Below are 19,462 nucleotides of genomic sequence, written 5' to 3'. Positions count from 1 at the left end.
GATGAGGAGGCATCGATGATAGAGACGATTTCTTTATGCGGTGAGAGACATCGGATGCAACGTCATCTTGGCTCGACGGCTTTGGATAAAGTTGACGTCCAGAATCCAATGCTCGTTTCGCCCCGGTTGCACGCTGAAATGTTTCAACCGCGCCCACAGCCGCGCGAGCGACCGCGCAGTGCGGACCATGAGCCAGCGAACGTCGTCGTCAGAAAGTCGGCAGGAGATCGGACATGGCGACATTCTGCCTCGTCCGAGTATCACCAGCTGAGAGGCGTGAAAGCGGGCGATTACCCGCAGTGCGACAGCTTGAAGAATCCCGGTGCCGGCTTGATCGGGACGGCGGAGTTGTGCCGTAACGATTCGTCCAGGGCCGGCATGAAAAGCACCTCCGGTGCCTGGGCGCCGGTTTTCGGAATCGTGTCGAGGAGCTTGTCGCCACTCCACTGATGGAAATCCATTTCCCGCAAGCCCGGTGCACCCGGCTGGCCTTCCTCGATCGTCCAGGCGTCCGGGCCGGTAAGCGGCACAGGGATGGCCGACGTCGTAAAGCGCGAGCCTCCATCGATGACGAAAGCGTAGGCATGCTTGCCACGCACATCGAGGACCATCCCGAGGTCGCCCAGGTAGTCGACCGTGGGCGGGAGCTTTACGAAGGAAGCCGTGAAGGTGTGGTCCGAGGTGTACGTGTAGTGCGCATGCTCATAGGCGCAGGAGGCAGCTTCTGCATGGGGCGTAGCGCCGAGCCCAATGGCAAAAATGGCGGTAAGATAAAAGCGTTCCACGATTAAGCAGGCTCCCGTCCGTTGGTAAGTAGAGGATCAAGAAGCTTCGATCGGCTCCGCCGGAGCTTCTTCGCGTTTCATGTCCAGCGCCATTTGAAGGTACATCTCCATCGCCTCGAGGCGTGATTTCATGAGAGCCGAAATCCAGGAGATGAAATAAAGCACTACGATGACGAATCCGGCGACGAAATCCACTGCGCCAGGATGGCGGCCAGCCGCGAATTCTCGGATCTGGAAGTAGAGAGCTACCGCAACCGGTACGAGTCCCAGCGTGGGAATGCTTCCAGCAATAAGTGGCAGCTTTTGCCCAAAGCGTTCCTTCCGAAAGCGAGCCATCAACGCGTGGCGCTCCAGCAATGGCAGGGGCTGGCCCCGAAGCCACGTCATGAGTTCGAAGTGATGGGGGAAGTCATGATCAAGCTGCCTCGCGAAGTTAGTCAGCGGTTCATGCATGCCGCGGAATTCGCCTCGCGAGTACCACACGGTTATGCATAGGCCAATAACTTCCACGGCAACTACCACGCACAGGGCGATCAGTTGAGCACGGGGAGTTAGTGAAAGCCGGGGAACGAGGAAGCTGACGCAGTACGCGAGCAGACTAAGCGCGAATCCGTACATGGTCCGGCGGGTCGAGCCTGGCATTGAGGCTTCGAACTCCGGCATCGCATCAAGCCGGCGATTCAATTCAAAGAAGCTGAGCGAGCTCTCCTGCTCCATGTCGATGCTCTCTGTCTGGCTGGCTGCCCCCTGGCAACCATGGCCGGACCGGAATATATACCGACCGACAGACTGAGCGCGACAGCCTCATGCACGGGCGGGAAAGGTGCACACCGCCCGCGCGTCGGTTTCCCCATCCGAGACCGTCAGCCTAATGGCTAAGCATATCGCTCACAGGCGGTGTCTGATCCCAAATCATCCGCGTATGCGCCTGCGTGGCACATTGCAGGCCCATGCGCGTCAGCGCCTGGATGGCGTCGAGGGCGGTCGCCATGTCCCGGCACTTCACCTCGTCGGCTTCGTAGATCAATTCGGCCAGGAGGCCGGTAAGGCCGCGAGCGTATTGCAGCAACTCGGTGGCGTCGTTCATCAGTTCGTGCGCGGTGGCGTCGGGGCTGGCGAGGTAGATGCGGTCGTTCGGTCCGTTCATTGTGTTCTCCTTGTCGTGTCGTCGGATGCGCGGGTGCGGTGTCGTTCAAGACCGTGCTGCACCCTGTCGATCCAGGAGCGCACGGATTCACCGGCGACCCGAGCACGGGGCGCCGAATCGATCGAATGCGGAACAGAGGCGGCGCCGACGGCCCGGCAAGCTGCGCGCACGCGTACGCGCCGGGTCAATAACGGCTGAGAAACATCTTGGCGAGACGGCGACGCCGCCGGTTAGTTAACCGGGTCTACGAAGACTGTAGACGGCTCGGTAACCGGTGGGGGAGGCGCCGGAAGGGTCCGGCGGACGGGCGGGTGCCGTACAATTGAAAGCAACCATGATCGATTTCCTAACTGGTTGGTTATGGCCAGCGAGTCAGGGGTGTTGGCGCACCCTTGGCTCGCGTCTCTCACCGCATGAAAGCGATGGTTGCCTGCGCAACGTGTTTCGACGGACAGCGCAGGCAACGGCCCGAAGATATCAATCCACTTCGGGATTGTCTGTAGGTGCAACAACGCCGTGCGTCAGGGCTTCCAAGGCCGCCGATGAAGGTTGATTCCGAAGTGGAATCCCGCCTGTGTCGTCGTAAGAATCTTCGGAGGTTTGCTATCCGACGGCGGTGGTGTCGTAGAGGATCCGCACGACGTGGAAGAACACAGGGGCCGAGAAACACACGGAGTCCAGCCGGTCGAGAATCCCGCCGTGGCCTCCGATCCGCGACCCCCAATCCTTGGCACCAAAGCTTCGCTTCACTGCGGACAGGGTGAGGCCGCCGAGAAAGCCGCAAATAACGATCAGCGCGGAGAGTGCGGTGGACATCGCCATAGTGAAAGGCGTCATCCACGACAAGAAGCTCCCCAACACCGTTGCGGACAAGCCGCCACCGACCAGTCCCTCTATCGTCTTCGATGGGCTGACCGAGGGAGCGATAGGCCGCATTCCCCAGACCTTTCCGAAGATGTACTGGAGAACGTCGCTCATTTGCACCACCACGAGGAAGTAGAGGATGAGCAAGGTGGCTCGCTCCCGACCGTCTGCTCCGTGCAGCAGGTGAAGCGCCGGTACGTGGCTGATGCAATACACGGTCCAGAGCAAGCCGCATTGAGTGCCCATGTTCCGTTCCAGGAATGAGCTTGTGTCTCCCTTGATGGCCGATATCGCCGGCAGCAGTAGGAAGGCGCTCAACGGGACCAGAACCGTGAAGAATCCGCTCCATCCCATGGCAATGGCCAGGTACTGCGTGGGAACAATCCAGTAGATGGCCAGGCCCGGTGCCCCTCGCCTGGCGCTATTAACGCGGGTGACCGCGAAGAACTCATCCAGCGACCAAATTGACAAGGCGGCGAAGAGAAGCAAAGTCGCACTCTTTCCAGCCCAAAGGCTGCCTAAAAGTACAAACGCCATCAACCACCAGGATTGGATGCGCTGATTGAGGTTTTCTGTCGAGGCCGCGCGGGCTCCTGTAGAGTTGCCGCGAGCCAGTAGCCGCCCTACGATGCTGGCAGCTAGCAGGAACACGGATAGTCCGGCGGTGAACATACCGAGTGCCGTCATTCGGTCGAGGTCCGCTGGACTGCGCCAGTCCCCTCGGCCTCACCCGCCGCCCGTGCATGCAGGCACTCGGTGATGCGCAGCGAACGTCGGACGATTGTCAGGGTGGTCAGCGCACACAGCGCGATCGCGCCCGCCCAGAAGCTAAAGAGCGGCCCAGTCCAGCGAGATTCCAGAGCCGCCAAGAGGCAAGTGCACGTGAGAATCGCCATCCGCTGGGGCTTTGCGCCGGGGCCGCGAAAGTCGTTGCCAAACCCGAGCGCTGCACCGAAGGCGCGCAGGTACGCCGCGCTAAGCGCCAAGCAGGCGATCAGCCAACCCAGCCACTCCTCGCCAACGGCGTAGCCGAGCGGAACAAGAAGAAGTACATCGGCCAGACGATCAGGTACTTCATTGAAGAATGGCCCGACGCAATCGGCCTTCCCGCCTTCGATAGCCACCATGCCGTCCAACAAATTGCACAGCAGGCGTAACTGGATGAGTGCGCCGATAGACACTAACGCAACCGCAGACTGTGGCCACAATCCAAGCATGACACCCCCAACCAGGGCGAAAGTCACGGAAAGTGTGGAAATCTGATTTGGAGTAACTCCGAGCGATGCAAGCTTATGGGCGAGGTACGCGGCAGCTCGTGAGCGGCGAAACTTTATAGGTCGTCGTTCCATGCGATCTTCCTTGTTCGCGCGGAAGATAAGTGTCGCTAGCGCGGTTTGCGAGGAATCCCTGGGAATTCGACGCCTGGCGCGAGGCTGACGTGCGTTGCCGAAAGTGGAAAGCTTCAGAAACATCGGAAGACTCCAAAGTCGGCCGCACTTGTGAGGCAATCGATAAGGTTCTTGCATAGCGCGGCCTACAGCGTCAGAAGGCAACAGACCATTGCCATCGCAAACCACTTTAACGAGCATTCCCGCCGTTCTTGGAAGGAGTGCTCTATATGCGTCCATGGAAGGCGGCGGTTGTCGTCGCTGCAACACTCGCTGCCGTCGCGGCGGCAGCTTATGGCTCGGGCTATTTCACGTACCTGTTCCTGGGCCTTGATGGCTATCCGCTGCGTTGGGACACGGCGTGGCGATACGTGCAGTCGCTTGGGCAGCCGGCGTATGAGCCGTATGTGTGGAAGATCAAGCTGGGGGTGACCGTAGGTTGCGCTGCGGCGTTCCTGGTCTGGGTGTCGGTGCTGGTTCTTCTCTGGAAGACGGCATCCACGCCCGAGAAGACTCACGGTGACGCCCGTTTCGCCACGCTTTCCGATCTTAAGAAGGCCGGACTTCTCACCCAGACGGATCAGAGCATCCTCATAGGCAAGTACATGGGTCGGCGCCTTTGGCTCGGCGGCGCGCAGCACACCATTGTTATCAGTCCTACACGCTCCGGTAAGACAACAAGCCTCGCCATCCCGGTATTGCTCACTTACCAGCAATCGATGGTAGTGCTCGACCTCAAGGGAGAGCTTCACAAGTACACCAGTGGCTATCTCGCTTCCCAGGGACAAGTCATCCGCGTGTGGGCGCCTTTCGACGAAGATGGGAAGACGCACCGCTTCAATCCCCTGACGCTACTTGCCGGCATGAGCCCGGCCAAGCGGATCGGCGAACTCCAGACCGTCGCGGCCATCCTCTATCCGGACGGCGGCATGGATCCGTTCTGGGTGGCGCAGAGCCGCGCCGCCTTCACGGCCTTTGCTTCCTACATGTTCGAGTCCTGGGACAGGAAATATCCGCCAGGGGAGGCGGGCGACGGCGACATCAATACGTCCGTGGACTTCCCGAGCTTCGAGCGCATCCTGCGCTTCTCCAGTGGCACGGAAGATCAGTCCACCAAGGAGATGCTGGGGGCCATTCTCAAGCGGAAGGGCATCCGCGCACCCAGTGTGCAGACGCGCACCGTATTCAATAACCTCTACGGCTTGGCCGACGATACCTTCTCGTCCGTCATCGCCAGCATGCAAGCACCGCTGCAGCAGTTCCTGAGCCCGATCCTGGCGGCGGCCACCAACGCGACCGACATCGACGTGCGCAGTCTACGCAGGGTCAAGACAACGCTCTTCGTCATCATCCCGACCAACAAGCTGGACGAAAGCAGCAAGCTGCTGAACATCTTTTTCAGCACGGTCATCGGTAACAACCTCGATAAGCAACTGGGGGAAGAGCCCGACCTGAAATACCAGGTGCTGATGCTCATGGACGAGTTCACCGCCATGGGGCGCGTGGACGTATGGGCCAAGCGCATCTCCATCTCGGCAAGCTACGGCGTGCGGGACATGTGCATCGTCCAGAGCCGGTCGCAGCTCCGTTCGGTCTATGGCGATAACGATGCCCAGAACTTCATCACGAACCATGGCGCCCAGGTGGTGTTCGCGCCCCGCGAGCAGGCGGATGCCAACGAGTACAGCGAAATGCTTGGGAATCGGACACTACGAAAGCGACAGCAGAGCACCAGCCGCGGAGGGGGCGGGCGGCAGGTTTCCACGAGCTTCGTGGAAGAGCGGCGCCCGTTGATGCTGCCCCAGGAAATCAAGGAGCTTCCTTCCGATGACGAGTTGATTTTTTACGAAGGGTGCAAGCCGATTAGGGCCCAGAAGAATTGGTTCTTTAAAGACAAGACGTTCCTTGCGAGGTCTTCCATGCCAAAGGTCGAGGTAGATAAAGAAGAAGAGCCAGTGGAGAAAGCGAAGGTCAAGTTGCGGCGTGCGGATCTGATGCATGCGAGCCAAGTAATGAACAAACTCTCTCGGCGCCCGGCGTAACGCCGAACGCGCGGTCTGATCGAAGGATGGATTTACGCATGAAGCAAGAAGAATTTAACGAGGCAGTCGCACGCCCATCGTCACATATTCCAGTCCACAAAAAATTTAGATCGGCGGCAATGGCGGCTGCTCTGGCAGCCACGGCGACTGCCGCACCGGAGACTCAGGAAGGTCCTCGCCGCCCGGTTTGGCCAGACAACGGAATAGCAGAGCGCCAGCTTGGCGATGGCGACCTCAACTATCCCGAAAGCATGTTCGCCGAGTACGTGGACGGCAAATGGACGGTGTGGGTGATCATGGCGCCGGTGAACGGACAGGCGAAGGCGCTCGACTTCTTCTCGGGTGAGATCGTCCTCGCCACTGTCAATACGGACTACGGCGTCATCGACTCATTCGTTGACGAGAAGGGTGTCGTGCACGAGGACAATGTCTTTCTCAGCCTCATGGACCCGCGACCCGGTGGCGGGCTTGGTGGTATCGACTTTCGCGGCGTGAGTGCGCCGTACATCGAATTTGGTGCTGGCACTGCATGTGGTCCAGTGGATTTGACGGTGGTGCGCGGCAAGGAAGATGACGGGACTATTAGATGGAGCAAGCTTCCCCTCTATAAGTCGGGAGAGCATCCGTTGTGTCCGGAAGGAGTGTGGGAGTCGTTTATCAATACCGCGCTTGATCTCGGGGACGGAACAATGCTGATAACGGGTGGAAAGTACGTATTTCGAATCCGACAGAGGGATCTTAGTCCGGTGGGATCGGCGCCCCACTTACACATCGTGGAGGAGGTTGCGTTACGGCGGGCGATTAGCGAAGCGGCAGACGAGAAGATCGAAAACATCACTCGTTATCTGGATCGGAAGCTCGGCATTAAATAAGGAGAAATGGCATGTTGGTTCGTTCGGATCTCAGTGAAAGGGAACTCAAGGCGATCGCCTACTTTGTGGTGGGCGTAGGCTCAGAAGGAAGCCTGCGTGGTCACGACGTGTCGGCAAGGCTGTCATTTGCCGGGAAATACAGGGATGGGAAGATGATCCCGGTAGGCCAGAGCGGCCTTTCCATCGGCACGCTACAAAAAGATCTTGGGCAGGACGGGAAAGAGACGGCGAAAGCGCTATTGTCGGCGTATCAATCTTGGGCAAAGACGAATCAAGCTGACAAAGTGCTTTCTAGTGATGAGGAAATTGCTGCGATTAAAGATCTTTCCCGGAACGGAAGGCAATTGCGGGAAGATGGAGGACGGGCCATCGATTCCGACCTTAAGGAGCGATTGGACAACTTTCTTAGGTCGGATGGCGGAAGAAGGTTTGTGCATGCGAGGGATGTTGCTCAAGTTGAGCGTATCTACACATATGCGCTATCTAAGCTTATAGTGACTCCGGCGTATGTGCAGGCTTCAATCGACGATAAGATCCAACTCGCGACGGTAGTGGCCAAGGGATTCAATCAGAGCGAGAAGGCCGCCAAGCAAATGCTCGGACAAATGTCTGATGCAATGGGTCCGGCGAAACTTCGCTATGCAGATGAAGTCCGGGCTTACACCGACGATAAGTTCAATAAGATTATGAAGGACGGGCGAAACGATGCGCTCCGTGCCTCAGCCATATTTGCCCGCCTTCACGCTATGCCGAGCGACCATCCTCTGCACGACGCTTGGCATGATGTTCTTCGTGACCCGTTGGTGTTCCCGGCTTCTATCGACAGTGAACCTGCTCGATCCAACCTTTCTCCGCATTACCGTGCAGTCAAGAACCTGTTCCTCGATACGGCGAATGCTAAATCATTCATCGATGCGTTGGAGGAAGGTCGAGATTTCGCGCGTGGAACACCGCAGACGCAACCGAATGTGCGCACTGCGAGCGGCTATTTTGCTACCGGGTCAGACTTCGTTCAATGGAATGCCGATGGACACGGGGTGGCATATCTGAATGGCTCCTGGTCGGAGATATCTCGTGACCAACTGACGCGTATCGATAGTCCAGATCGTTCTGTAGTGCTTTCGTTCAACAGTGACGATGCTCTTGGTGCTCTGATGCATGTCCGCCCCGATGGACATGCGCACCGCATGGCCGCCGAGCACTCAACACTGAAGCCGGGTATGCACGGACAACAAGTGAAGCAGCTTCAAGAGCAGCTCGCGGAGCTTGGCTTTACCGACGCTCGTGGGCGCCCGTTGCATGCGGACGGGCATTTCGGGCCAGCCACCCATGCCGCCATCCAAGGCTTTCAACGCGAGCACGATTTGGTATCGGATGGGATCGCGGGCCCGGCCACGCTCAAGGCCGTGCGCGAAGAAGTCATTGATGCGCGACGTTCGGTCGACCCTGGAGAGATTGCCTATCTTTATGATGGTAGGGCGACTGTGGAGCAGTCGCATTACGACAGCCTTGCGCGGGCGACCGTCGAGTCATTTAACGTTCCATACGCGTCTTCAGAGCCGACGGCACAGCGTGTTTCGCCAGCGTCTCAATCGCATCCGTCAATACCGCTCCAGTCCGTCCCTGATGTTGGGGATGGGTCTAACGACCCTGCATACCCTGGTCGCAGGGAGAGTGAGGGTGTCGGTGATCTTAGGCCCCGTTCCCACGAAGCGCGGGCTACCGGCGGTAATCAGCTGACATCCGGTCCAAAGTTCGATGCCAACGATCCGAGGCACGCGGATAGCCCGCAGCATGAGCTCTATGAGGAACTGAGTCGCTGCATTCCTCAAGCCTCTGAAGAACGCCTGCTTCAGTTCACGGCGGCTTGCCATGAGAACTTGATCACCGCCGGTAACCTCTCTGAGATCCGCCTTGACGACAAGGCGTCGACGATAACGTTTATCGGTACCGGTCCATTGACCAGTCCTGCCCAGATAAACCTTGATGCCGAACCCCCTCGTACGGACCAGGCTGTCGCGCAAATTCAGCAGCATGACCAGCAGGAAGCGCAGGTGATGGCCGAGGTGCAGTCCCAGCAGGCTCAGTTGAGCGCGGGGCATTCGCGTTGAATGGCGGTCGTTGGAAGGGTGTTCGGCGGTGCCGTCCCGCGTGCTCAGGATGGCTAAGTATGATGGCTGGCGTCGCGTTATGTGGCGTCGCGTCTGCCAAGTGCGCCTTGCCCGCTCGGAGTTCTACTGATCGTTCATTGTCCTCAGACCCGGTGGCCGCCCTGATTGAGCCGGGCAAAGCCCTTCTTGCTCATAAATCAGTTCCTGATGGCAGCGGGGGAGAGGTAGTGGCCATCGTGTTGCGTTCGCCAGGGGAGTCGGAGACGGAAGGGGCAACGTCCTGGGACGACCGTGTCTCCTACACTTGCGAGTTGCTGATGGTGAACGTGCGGGGCGCAACTGCGCGGATTACAGGACGGAGCGCCTCAGTCGTCGACTGTGACTGGAACGAGTTCAACCGACGGGCCCCGAACCTGGGACTGAACGATGGGATTGAGCTTTCACCGAACTCCGTGACGTTCCTCAACGAGAATCCCAGGGGTGGTTCCTATAGCTACACCTTCGCGTTCTCGAGAGATGTGTGGCACCTTGAATCCGCAACGCGGTTCTATAAGGATGACGAGAGATCATCTCATGGCGTTGTGATCGCAAAGGAAGAGGCGGCCTTTCCAACGGACTTCGGTCTTATTTCCATGGAGAGGTTTGATCCCGACCATATCGACCGGGCACTTATGAAGAACAAGTCCGTCGTCGAGTGAGCATGGTTGTTGGGCAGTGCCCGGGAGCCGCCCAGCCCTGTCGTCGCCGCTATCCCCCAACTGAAAGCGCTCCCTACATTCCCCGGTCCCTCTCCGTAAGCCGCCGCGCCCTACAGCGCGCGGCGACTAACATGCCCCAAGCCCCGGGACCAACCCTATGACGCACACCCTGGACCCCTTCACCATCCACATACCGGACACCACCCTGTCCGACCTCGCCGACCGCCTGGCCCGCACGCGTTGGCCCGACGACCCCGGCAACGACGATTGGCGCTACGGCGTAAATGCCGCCTACCTCCGCCGCCTGGTCGACTACTGGCGCCATGAATACGACTGGCGGGCGGTCGAAGCGGAGATCAACGCCTTCCCGCAGTACATGGCCCGCATCGACGACGTGCCGGTGCATTTCATCCACCAGCGCGGCGTCGGTCCGAACCCGATGCCCCTGATCATCACCCACGGCTGGCCCTGGTCGTTCTGGGACATGCGCAAGGTGATCCTGCCGTTGGCGGACCCGGGCGCATTCGGTGGCGATCCTGCCGATGCGTTCGACGTCATCGTCCCGTCGCTTCCCGGCTATGGTTTCTCGGGACCACCGCTGCGCGCCGGCGTCAACTTCTGGCGCACGGCGGATCTGTGGCATCGGCTGATGACGGAAGTTCTCGGATATCGCCGGTTCGCCACGAGCGGCGGCGATTGGGGTGCCCTCATATCGTCGCAACTGGGGCACAAGTACGCTGCCGACCTTTACGGCGTGCACCTCATGCACCCCATGCTCCTAGACCAGTTCAACACCGATCGTCCGTGGGACGTGACCGCGCGATCGTGGGACACCGGCAAGCAGGTCGCTCCGGCGGGTAGCACGAAGTTTGCGTCGCATTTCGCGGTGCAGGTGCTGGATCCGCAGACGCTGGCCTATGCGTTCTCCGACTCGCCCGTGGGCCTGCTGGCGTGGTTGCTCGAACGGTGGGTTGCATGGGGCGATAGCCAAGGCGACCCGGAGCGTGTGTTCACGCGCGAACACATGATTACGACCGCGATGATCTACTGGGTAACCGGTACGGCGGGCTCATCCATGCGCGCCTATGCCGATGCGGCGCGCTATCCGTGGAGCCCGTCCCACGATCGCCAGCCCCCCGTCGAGGCGCACACCGGGATCACGTTCCTTGGCGGTGAGAATCCTGCGGGGATAACGACGGAACGGCGAGTGGATGCATTCCTGGCCGGGCCACGAGCGGGCTTCTTCAACACGGTCTACCTGAAGGCCCACGAGCATGGTGGGCACTTCGGCTACTACGAGAATCCCGCGGCAGTGGTCGACGACTTGCGGGCAATGTTTCGTCCGCTGAGACCGGAGAGCCCCTGATCGCAGGACGACGGACAGTAAGGCGTCGGGCGCCTGGACAGCGGGCTCTCGGTTCTCGATGAAACGTTCGCGCAACTACATGCCCGCCGCATCCAGCATCGGATTGCCGCTCTTCCCAGGCGTACCGCCCGTCTTGTACGCCTTGAGCAGCAAGCCCTTCTTGTCGAATTCGAAGACGGTGCTCTCGCTGACATTCGATGCGCCCGGCATCGCCGTGATCCGCGTGAACGGATAGGTCCATACTTCATTGCCCAGCACCTCGGACTTCTGCGGCGGGTGGCCGAGCGCCGCGATGACGTCCTGCCGCGTGGTCTTTCCTTTTTGGAATCCCTTCAAACGTTCCTGCGTGACCTCGGTGCCCGACACGGTGTCCAGCTTCGACATCAGGCTGCAACCGCTTGCCTCCATCGCTACCGCTGCCGCCACGACCCACATGCTCCATCGTTTCATCTTCACTCCTTCCTGTCGGGAATCGCACGACTCATGAGGAGCCACGCCAATTTCGGGTGGAAGTTTGTAGTGACGGTGGAAGCCTCACAATGGAAGAAATGCCCAAAAATGCGTCATCGATAAGCTTTGCCGAGGCGGCAGCTTGCCGTTCTCAAAACGTTATGCACGTTTTCGGCAGAGCCTCGCGGACAGTTCACTCGTCGAGTTGGCGTCCCATTCGCACGTTCCTTCGACTTCCCACCAAGCACTTGCGTTTCCAACTAGCCAACTCGTATAAACCTGCGACACGAAGTGCGCGCGAGGACCGGGCCACCTAGTCCGTTCTCGTTCTGAACAAGGCGTTCGACAGGGGAAATAACGGATGGGTGCTTTCCGGCAGTCGCGGATGCGCGACGCATTGCTCGCGTGTGTCTTAGGGATGATGGCGACGGCAGTGTCCGCGCAATCGGTGTCGATCGAGTCGGAATGGAAGAAGCTTCTTCGTGTCAACGAAGACATCCAGCCGCTGGGTCCCAATGCCCTTGGCGAATCCATAAGTACATATGACGGATCTCTGTCGTTTCGGCAGGTGGACCTCGAGGCCAAAGGCAACGGCCTTCCTATCGTCGTCGAACGCACCATCCATGCCAGGCCGATTGGTGGTCCGCAGGCTTATGTGTTCCCGCTGATGTCTCAAGGATTCGCGGACTGGGAGCTGACGGCTCCACAGTTGGAAACGTTGTCCGCGGAAACCAAGTTCACCGACACTTCCGGTAATAACGTCGATTTCTGGTACTTCCTCGACGAGCCGCAACGCTGCAGCACCTTCTATGGCGCCGGCACTATCGACGTGCCCACGAAACCCGGTGAAGAAGGGGTGATGTGGGAACCGGATCAGTGGTGGCACGGCATCCAACTGAAGATTCCCGGCCAAGGCACACAGGACGTGCTCAAACGCGATCCGTCCAACAACAATGTGCCGCAGATGACCCGTTCAGACGGCACGCCCATGCCGTTCACCGCGGTAACGCGCCAGAATTGGGCGCTGGGATGCGTGAACACGGCAGGCGTCGGTGAGACGTTCGTGGCCGTGAGTCCCGACGGTACACGTTACTGGCTGGATCGTTTGTCGTGGCGGCCGACTTCGGGTCTGGCGCATCCCGGCGGAGGCGCGCTGAAGCGCCGCATCGTTACCTTGCAGGCCAGCCATGCAGAGGACCGCTTCGGCAGGACGCTCACTTACGGATACGACGCCGACAACCACCTCACTTCGATCACGGCAGACGACGGTCGCAGCGTCACGTTCACCTATCAGCAATGGACCCACTCAGCGGGCGTCTACCCGATGGGCGAGCGCGTGACCACCATGACGCAACACGCTGCGACAGGCGACCGCACTTGGACGTACAACTACGGCGGCACCGCCGATGAGCCCGTGCTCTCCAGCGTCACGTTGCCAAACGGCTCTAGCTGGACGTTCAGCAATATGGTCGCCCTTGGCACTGGCCAAGGAGGCGGTGCAGGCCAGTTGAGCGTGGACTACACCGGCTGCCTGTATTCCGTATCGGGCCCTGCGCAGACAGGCACGCTTGCAGTTACCCACCCTTCGGGACTGACGGGTACCTTTACGCTCACGTCCGTCGTACGCGGCCGTTCCAATGTGCCCCGGCGCTGCATCCTCGACCGCGGCGTGAACATCATCCAGATCCCGCACGCCTATGTGTCGTCGGCGATCTCGCAGAAGCAGTACACCGGTGCCGGCGTGTCGCAGACATGGACGTTCGCCTATTCGCCGGCGAACGCAAGCTGGAACACCGATTGCGCTAGCGACTGCGCCAACACGGTATGGACGGAGGAAACCGATCCGGACAACAGCCGGGTCAGGCATACCTTCTCCAACCAATGGGGCGCCACCGAGACGCAGCTCCTGCAGGAAGACACCTACCCGTCGGGCGGCTCGACGCCCGTGCGTTCGGAGATCACGGAATATGCCGCCGCCACGGCGGGCCCGTGGCCGGCGCGGTTGGGCGACAACCTCCAGGGTTTGATGAACCACGACCAGACCGAAACGGTTTCACCGGTCCGGAAACGGACCTTGCAACAGGACGGCGATTCATACCTGTGGGAGGTGGCACCGGGCAGCTTCGACGCGTTCGCCCGGCCGCTGACCGTCGTTCGCGGTGGCGGCATAGCGGGGCAGGCAAGCCGCACCGAGCGCACCGCGTATGCCGACAACCTGGCGTACTGGGTACTGGGCCAGACGGGCAAGGTCGAGGTGATCGAGGGCGCGCAAGCGACGCCGGTATCCGAGACGATCTTCGACGCCCTGGCCAGGCCGATCGAGCGCCGGAGCTTTGGGCGTGCCGTGATGACCTACGGGTGGAACGGAGGCGACCTGGCGTCGTTCACCGATGGCAATGCCCACACCACCACGCTGGGAAACTACCGTCGCGGCATTCCGCAGAGCGTGACCTATCCCGATACGCGCACCCAGACAGCCGTCGTCGACGACTTCGGGCAGGTGGTGTCGGCGACCGATCAGCGTGGCGTGAACACGGCTTACCACTACGACGGCATCGGCCGGCTGACCCAGACCGACTACCAGGCGGAGTCGAACGGCAAGACCTGGGCGTCCAAGGTGTTCGCCTATGAGTTCGTCGGTGACGAGCCCGGCATCGCCGGCGTGCATTGGCGGCGGACCGTTACGCAGTTCGACCGTGCGGAGATCAAACGCTTCGACGCCTTGCTGCGACCGCTCTCCACCGAGCAGCGGCGCGCTTCGGACGGGGCCCTTGCCATCACCACCCTGGCCGCCTACGACTGGCGCGGTAACCAGCGCTACGCTTCGTACCCGATCGCCGGGTCGGCGCCCTACGGGGACACCGCGGAAGGCGTGCGGCACACCTTCGACGCTCTCGGGCGGGAGATCAGCGTGGCACGCGATGCGGGCAGCGATGGCGTGCTTACCACGGGAACGGCCTACCTCAGCGGTGCGCGTCGCAAGATCACCGACCCGCGCACGAACGAGACCATCACGACGTTCCAGGTGTTCGATGCGCCTTCCTACGAGCAGCCGCTTCGGGTGCAGGCGCCGGAAGGCGTGGAACAGGTCATCGACCGCAACATCTATGGCGAGGTGGGAGCCATCCATCAGCTGGCCGGCGATCCGCGCGGTAGCAAGCAATACGTGTACGACGCGTTCCATCGCGTGTGCCGGGTGATCGAGCCGGAGACGGGCAACACCGTGATGCAGTATGACGGTGCGGACAACGTGGTGCAGACCGCGCGGGGTATCGCCGTGACCGGCACGGGCTGCCTGCCCGCTGCTGACATGCCGGCTGGCGCCACCGTGGTGCGTGGTTTCGACGCCATGAATCGGCTGACGTCGGTGTCGTATCCCGACGGGTCGCCCTCGGTCACGATGACGTATGACGGCCTCGGCAACCCGGAAACCGCGCAGGCCGGTTCGGACACCGTCTGGTCGTATGCTCGCAACCATATGAACCTGATGACCCTGGAGCGGCTACAGGTCGACGGGCGGCAGTGGGACATCGGCTACGACTACGACGCCAAGGGCGCGTTGGCCTCCATCACGTATCCCGACGGCAAGGTCGTGCCTTATGCACCGGACGCGCTGGGTCGTTCCACGCAGGCGGGCACGTATGCCACGGCGGTGAGCTACTACCCCGACGGAAATCTCGAATCGTTCGCGTTCGGCAACGGGGCGGCGTACACCTCGACCGAGAACGGCCGGAAGTCGCTGCAAGACTTCAGCTATGGCACGGCGGGTTCGCCGGTCATCGATCAGGCGCTGGCGTACGACCCGGCAGACAACATCCTCAGCATCGTCGATAGCGTGAACACGCAGCGCAGCAAGGCGTTCACGTACGACGCCCTCAATCGCCTTGCCACGGCCGAGTCGTCGCTGTGGGGCAAGGACACCTACCACTACGACGTACTGAACAACATCACGGGCGTCGACACGCTCAGTGGCGGCGCGACGACCGGTCGTGTCTACAACTATGGGGCCAGCAACCGCCTGGACTCCATCACCACCACGGCTGGCGTGACCACGACCTACGGCTACGACGTGCGCGGCAACGTGACGAACCGCGGGAGCCAGGTGCTGGCATTCGACCTGGCCGATCGCCTCAGCGGCATTGCCAGCATCGCGAACTACGCGTACGACGCGAACGGCCGGCGCGTGAAGCAGACCTCTACCGGGGCGCTGCTGCCGAAGTACTCGGCGTATAGCGCCTCGGGTCAGCTGATGTGGGAATACAACCCGGCCTCGCAGAAAGCCAAGGACTATATCTACCTCGGCAAGAAGCTGGTGGCCTCGGCCGAGAACGTGCAGGAGACGCTGCTCGGGTTCGTAGCGGGCGTGACCCAGAGTGGCCTGACCGCGACACTCAACGGTTGGGCCTGCTCGCAAGGGTCGACGAACGCCGTACCCGTGGAGGTCTTCATTGGGGGCCCCGCCGGTACGGGCACGTCGATGGGAGCTCCCGTGCTTGCCAACAAGCCGAGCAGTACGACGGATACCGCCGCGTGTGGCACCGCCGGCACGGCCTACGGCTTCGCCATCGTCATTCCGGAAGCGACACGGCTCGACCACGCCGGCGCCCCGATCTATGTCGTGGCGCATTCGAACATCGGCGGGCCAGACAAGCAGCTTGCGAACTCGGGCGTGCCGATCGTGCCCGCGTCGGCCTCGGCGCCCAACACCCCGGCAAGCATCAGCGCCGCTGTGTCAGGCGATCTTGCGTCCATCACGGTCAGCTGGGCCGCGTCTTCGCGCACCACGGCTTACCAGGTGGAGAGGCAGTACAACGGCGGGGCCTGGACCGCGGTGTACACCGGCTTGAATCTCTCCACGGTGGTGAGCAACCCGGCTGACGGTACCTGGACCTTCCGGGTGCGTGCCTGCGTCACCGTGAATTGCAGCGTCGAGAAGGTATCGAACACGGTCACAGTGGCACATATCCCGCCCGCGCCTGCCACGATCTCCGTGCCCGCGACGAGCAACGGCCCCATCACCGTATCCTGGTCGGCGGCAACCTACGCCACGTCGTATCAGCTCGAGCAAAGCGCCAATGGCGGTCCTTGGAACTCAGTGTACGCGGGCCCGGCAACGTCGACGGCCTTCAGTGTCGGATTCACTGGAACCTACACCTATCGCGTGCGCGGCTGTAACGGAAGCAGTGGATGCGGACCCTACAAGGCCAGCGGCGGCGTGGCGGTCACGATTGCGCCGAGTGCCGCCCCTTCCATCAGTGCGCCGGCGACGGTCAATAACGGCGCATGGAGCGTGAACTGGACGGGCGTGTCGGGCGCTGCCAGCTACGCGCTGTATGAACGGTTTAACGGTAATGGCTGGACACTCGTGCAGAACAACGCCTCGGGCGTGTGGTCGACGGCGGGGCGGGGTGATGGCTCGTACGCCTATTACGTGACCGCGTGCAACGCGGGCGGGTGTGGTCCCAATAGTGCAGTTGTGACGGTAACGGTGACCAACATTCCGCCGCCTCCCGCCACCGTCCAGAGCGTGAACGGATTCAGCGGTAGCCGGGAAACCCTCACGATCCAGTGGAGCGCATCGACCGGGGCGACCCGCTACGAGGTGCACTGCCGGCAAACCGGGCAGGTTTGGTACGTGAATGCACCCACTACCAAACAGCTCGTCGAAACGGGGCCCGTAGGCGAGATTCCCCTCTACGGATACGAAGTGCGCGCATGCAACGCTGTGGGGTGCTCGGCATGGAATTGAGAAAGAATGGGGTGAATGCATCGAGAACAGAGCCAAGTACGGCACTAGGCAAAACAAAGGGAGAGACATTTGCCGTAACTACCGACATGAAAAAATGGAAGGGAGGTCAGTGCCAGTGTACGGCTTACACCGCGTTGATATGGAAATTGACCATGACGTCGAAGACGAGTATCCGCAGTCAAGTCCTTACGCTCCTTCTACTTGTACTCGCATCAGGAGCAAGTGCGGGAGAAACGGTTACCTATTACTACACAGATCAACAGGGCACGGTGCTTGCTACCACCGATGCAACTGGAGCTGTCCTCTCTGCCTCGGACTATCGGCCCTACGGAGCTCGGGTATTTGGCACTCCCGAGGCGGGTCCGGCATACACAGGGCATGTGAACGATCCAGGCTCGGGTCTCATATATATGCAGGCGCGCTACTATGATCCGGATTCCGGTCGCTTTCTAAGCATCGATCCCGCTGCGGCCCGTGCTGGGGAAATCCAAGCATTTGGTCGCTACGCCTATGCTGACGGAAATCCGATCACTAACATCGATCCTGATGGCCGCTCGGCGTGTCCTGGGCAAAGAAGTTCCGTATGCATCCAGGCCGACACCTACGTCGCGAGCAGGTCGACAGGTCAGACAGTTGTTGCATCGCAAGCGGTCCGGGAGGCTATGGTTTCTGGCAAGGGTGTTGTTGCGGTGGGACCTGGGGGGACAAAAGAAAAAATTGGTTTTGTCACGCCATCTGGCCAGGGCGGCTATAGTGTTTCGCTCGCGTCAGATGCGACGACCTCGCGTACGTCCAGGACGGACTCCGCATCGGCAACCAAACCGGAGAATGCAGTAGCGGTTATTCATGGGCACATCGACGGACGCTCGGACGGTGTGGTGAGCCCAGCCGACGCGCTGCCGATATCACGAGGATTGCCCAATGGGGTCGTAAGTCAAGGGCGTGTTGGCGTAACAGAGATCGTGAACGGTCGTCTTCAGTTTCAGATGGTCGATGGTCGCATGTCGAGACACGAGTCAGATGCCCTGCAAAAAAGTCTGGATAAACAGCAGGTGGCCCCAGAATTCATGAAAGAGGGAGATTGAAGTGTGTAGGCAACTGATCCTGCTGATCTCATCGATACTCCTTGCTTCCTGCATCCAGCCAAAAAATCCTCGACACGATCCGGATCCGCAAATGATCGAGATCCTTGCTCGGCCCGATGCATTCGATGGAAAGACTGTTACCGTCGAGGCCTGGATCAGTTTGGCTGACGAGGACCACAATTTGTGGCTTGGGGCGGGTGATCACGAGCAGTGGAATACCCGTCACTGCATATCGTTGACAAGGTACGACGACGTTACCCAGCCTTCATCTTTCAATGGGAGGCGCGTCCGCGCGACTGGCGTTGTACGAAAAGACGCGTCCCAAGGGGGGCGAGTTGTCCGCTTGGGCGCTTGCCGCGACCTAGCCCTTGAGTTGCTCAATGTGGTGGCGGCTCCATAACTCATGCAGTAGGCCCCCGACAGCGCTAAGATGCGGCCTGTTGCGCCAGCCCGGCAGGGGGCGCTGTCGTCAGGGGATTCCAATGAACCGCATTTACCATCTCGTGTGGAACGGGGCGCTGCGCGTCGTGCAGGTGGCTTCGGAGCTGGCTTCGTCGCAGGCCGGTGGCCGTGCCGCGGTCGAGGCGCCGTCGCCGCGCCGCCGGTCGTTGTGGACGGCGCTGGCTGCCGTCGGCCTTTGCGCCACCGCGTCGCCCGTCTTCGCGCAGGTTTGCACCGTGGCGGATGTCACCGCGTGCAGCGCGCAGGGCGGCGTCGGCTTTGGCGATCGCCCCGGCATCGGCGGTGCGGGTAACGGGCAGGGCGGCGGGAGCAACATACTCATCAACACCACCCTGACGCCGGAGCCGGGCGAGCTGCCGTCGAACGGGGGCGGCGGCCAGGGGGCCACCGGCAACCGCGATGGCACGCCCGGCGGTACGGGTGGCGGCCTGTCTCTTATACAC

General features: G+C 60.9%; 15 protein-coding genes. 8 read left to right on the top strand and 7 right to left on the bottom strand.

The window, feature by feature from the left end; genetic code table 11:
* Window positions 1–290: 290 nt before the first annotated feature.
* The 5 genes from ACPYOD_RS11950 to ACPYOD_RS11930 form a co-directional block, all read right to left on the bottom strand.
* Window positions 291–785: a hypothetical protein gene (locus ACPYOD_RS11950; RefSeq protein WP_481301952.1), complete on the bottom strand. Its 495-nt coding sequence runs from the start codon at window positions 783–785 to the stop codon at window positions 291–293.
* A 36-nt stretch (window positions 786–821) separates the two neighbouring features.
* Window positions 822–1,502 carry a hypothetical protein gene (locus ACPYOD_RS11945; protein WP_481301951.1) on the bottom strand — a complete coding sequence of 227 codons (681 nt, stop codon included), beginning with the start codon at window positions 1,500–1,502 and terminating at the stop codon, window positions 822–824.
* Window positions 1,503–1,653: 151 nt separating this feature from the next.
* On the bottom strand, window positions 1,654–1,932 hold the full coding sequence (locus ACPYOD_RS11940) for a hypothetical protein (protein ID WP_481301950.1): 279 nt from the start codon (window positions 1,930–1,932) through the stop codon (window positions 1,654–1,656).
* Between the two features lie 603 nt (window positions 1,933–2,535).
* On the bottom strand, window positions 2,536–3,483 hold the full coding sequence (locus ACPYOD_RS11935) for a phosphatidate cytidylyltransferase (RefSeq protein ID WP_481301949.1): 948 nt from the start codon (window positions 3,481–3,483) through the stop codon (window positions 2,536–2,538).
* On the bottom strand, window positions 3,480–4,268 hold the full coding sequence (locus ACPYOD_RS11930) for a CDP-alcohol phosphatidyltransferase family protein (RefSeq protein WP_481301948.1): 789 nt from the start codon (window positions 4,266–4,268) through the stop codon (window positions 3,480–3,482). The genes ACPYOD_RS11935 and ACPYOD_RS11930 overlap by 4 nt, the downstream gene beginning before the upstream one ends.
* 146 nt (window positions 4,269–4,414) lie before the next feature.
* On the opposite strand from ACPYOD_RS11930, the gene ACPYOD_RS11925 reads away from it, so the two are divergent.
* The 5 genes from ACPYOD_RS11925 (at window position 4,415) to ACPYOD_RS11905 (ending at window position 11,273) form a co-directional block, all read left to right on the top strand.
* The gene (locus tag ACPYOD_RS11925) at window positions 4,415–6,226 is read left to right on the top strand and encodes a type IV secretory system conjugative DNA transfer family protein (RefSeq protein ID WP_481301947.1); all 1,812 of its coding nucleotides are present in this window, start codon (window positions 4,415–4,417) and stop codon (window positions 6,224–6,226) included.
* A 38-nt stretch (window positions 6,227–6,264) separates the two neighbouring features.
* Window positions 6,265–7,098, top strand: a complete 834-nt coding sequence (locus ACPYOD_RS11920; protein ID WP_481301946.1) for a hypothetical protein — start codon at window positions 6,265–6,267, stop codon at window positions 7,096–7,098.
* 11 nt (window positions 7,099–7,109) lie between these two features.
* Window positions 7,110–9,209 carry a peptidoglycan-binding domain-containing protein gene (locus tag ACPYOD_RS11915; protein ID WP_481301945.1) on the top strand — a complete coding sequence of 700 codons (2,100 nt, stop codon included), beginning with the start codon at window positions 7,110–7,112 and terminating at the stop codon, window positions 9,207–9,209.
* 152 nt (window positions 9,210–9,361) lie between these two features.
* Entirely contained in the window at window positions 9,362–9,907 is a 546-nt protein-coding gene (locus ACPYOD_RS11910) for a hypothetical protein (protein ID WP_481301944.1), read from the top strand.
* Between the two features lie 157 nt (window positions 9,908–10,064).
* Entirely contained in the window at window positions 10,065–11,273 is a 1,209-nt protein-coding gene (locus ACPYOD_RS11905; protein ID WP_481301943.1) for an epoxide hydrolase family protein, read from the top strand.
* 75 nt (window positions 11,274–11,348) lie between these two features.
* On the opposite strand, the gene bamE is transcribed toward ACPYOD_RS11905, so the two are convergent.
* Window positions 11,349–11,723: an outer membrane protein assembly factor BamE domain-containing protein gene (gene bamE / locus ACPYOD_RS11900; RefSeq protein ID WP_481301942.1), complete on the bottom strand. Its 375-nt coding sequence runs from the start codon at window positions 11,721–11,723 to the stop codon at window positions 11,349–11,351.
* Between the two features lie 433 nt (window positions 11,724–12,156).
* Here bamE and ACPYOD_RS11895 point away from each other — a divergent pair, with 433 nt between their 5' ends.
* Both ACPYOD_RS11895 and ACPYOD_RS11890 read left to right on the top strand, forming a co-directional pair.
* Window positions 12,157–17,472, top strand: a complete 5,316-nt coding sequence (locus ACPYOD_RS11895) for a hypothetical protein (RefSeq protein ID WP_481301941.1) — start codon at window positions 12,157–12,159, stop codon at window positions 17,470–17,472.
* 152 nt (window positions 17,473–17,624) lie between these two features.
* Window positions 17,625–18,557, top strand: coding sequence for an RHS repeat-associated core domain-containing protein (locus tag ACPYOD_RS11890; RefSeq protein WP_481301940.1), 933 nt, complete (start codon window positions 17,625–17,627; stop codon window positions 18,555–18,557).
* A 28-nt stretch (window positions 18,558–18,585) separates the two neighbouring features.
* Here the strand turns inward: ACPYOD_RS11890 and ACPYOD_RS11885 are convergent, their stop codons facing one another.
* Window positions 18,586–18,783 (bottom strand): hypothetical protein, encoded by a 198-nt coding sequence (locus tag ACPYOD_RS11885; protein WP_481301939.1) that lies wholly within the window; start codon window positions 18,781–18,783, stop codon window positions 18,586–18,588.
* Between the two features lie 256 nt (window positions 18,784–19,039).
* On the opposite strand from ACPYOD_RS11885, the gene ACPYOD_RS11880 reads away from it, so the two are divergent.
* Window positions 19,040–19,462: ESPR domain-containing protein (locus ACPYOD_RS11880; RefSeq protein WP_481301938.1), on the top strand; the 423-nt coding region annotated here is incomplete at its 3' end.

The organism is Luteibacter sp. HAY1-4A (assembly GCF_056755355.1).
Note: the sequence above shows the minus strand (reverse complement) of the source record. Positions and strands in the feature narration are given on the sequence as shown.

What these genes read in the sequence shown, in the direction of transcription:
- ACPYOD_RS11945 (WP_481301951.1), bottom strand. Translation starts at nt 1,502, where the DNA reads ATGGAGCAGGAGAGCTCGCTCAGCTTCTTTGAATTGAATCGCCGGCTT.
- ACPYOD_RS11940 (WP_481301950.1), bottom strand. Translation starts at nt 1,932, where the DNA reads ATGAACGGACCGAACGACCGCATCTACCTCGCCAGCCCCGACGCCACC.
- ACPYOD_RS11935 (WP_481301949.1), bottom strand. Translation starts at nt 3,483, where the DNA reads ATGACGGCACTCGGTATGTTCACCGCCGGACTATCCGTGTTCCTGCTA.
- ACPYOD_RS11930 (WP_481301948.1), bottom strand. Translation starts at nt 4,268, where the DNA reads ATGTTTCTGAAGCTTTCCACTTTCGGCAACGCACGTCAGCCTCGCGCC.
- ACPYOD_RS11925 (WP_481301947.1), top strand. Translation starts at nt 4,415, where the DNA reads ATGCGTCCATGGAAGGCGGCGGTTGTCGTCGCTGCAACACTCGCTGCC.
- ACPYOD_RS11920 (WP_481301946.1), top strand. Translation starts at nt 6,265, where the DNA reads ATGAAGCAAGAAGAATTTAACGAGGCAGTCGCACGCCCATCGTCACAT.
- ACPYOD_RS11915 (WP_481301945.1), top strand. Translation starts at nt 7,110, where the DNA reads ATGTTGGTTCGTTCGGATCTCAGTGAAAGGGAACTCAAGGCGATCGCC.
- ACPYOD_RS11905 (WP_481301943.1), top strand. Translation starts at nt 10,065, where the DNA reads ATGACGCACACCCTGGACCCCTTCACCATCCACATACCGGACACCACC.
- bamE (WP_481301942.1), bottom strand. Translation starts at nt 11,723, where the DNA reads ATGAAACGATGGAGCATGTGGGTCGTGGCGGCAGCGGTAGCGATGGAG.
- ACPYOD_RS11890 (WP_481301940.1), top strand. Translation starts at nt 17,625, where the DNA reads ATGACGTCGAAGACGAGTATCCGCAGTCAAGTCCTTACGCTCCTTCTA.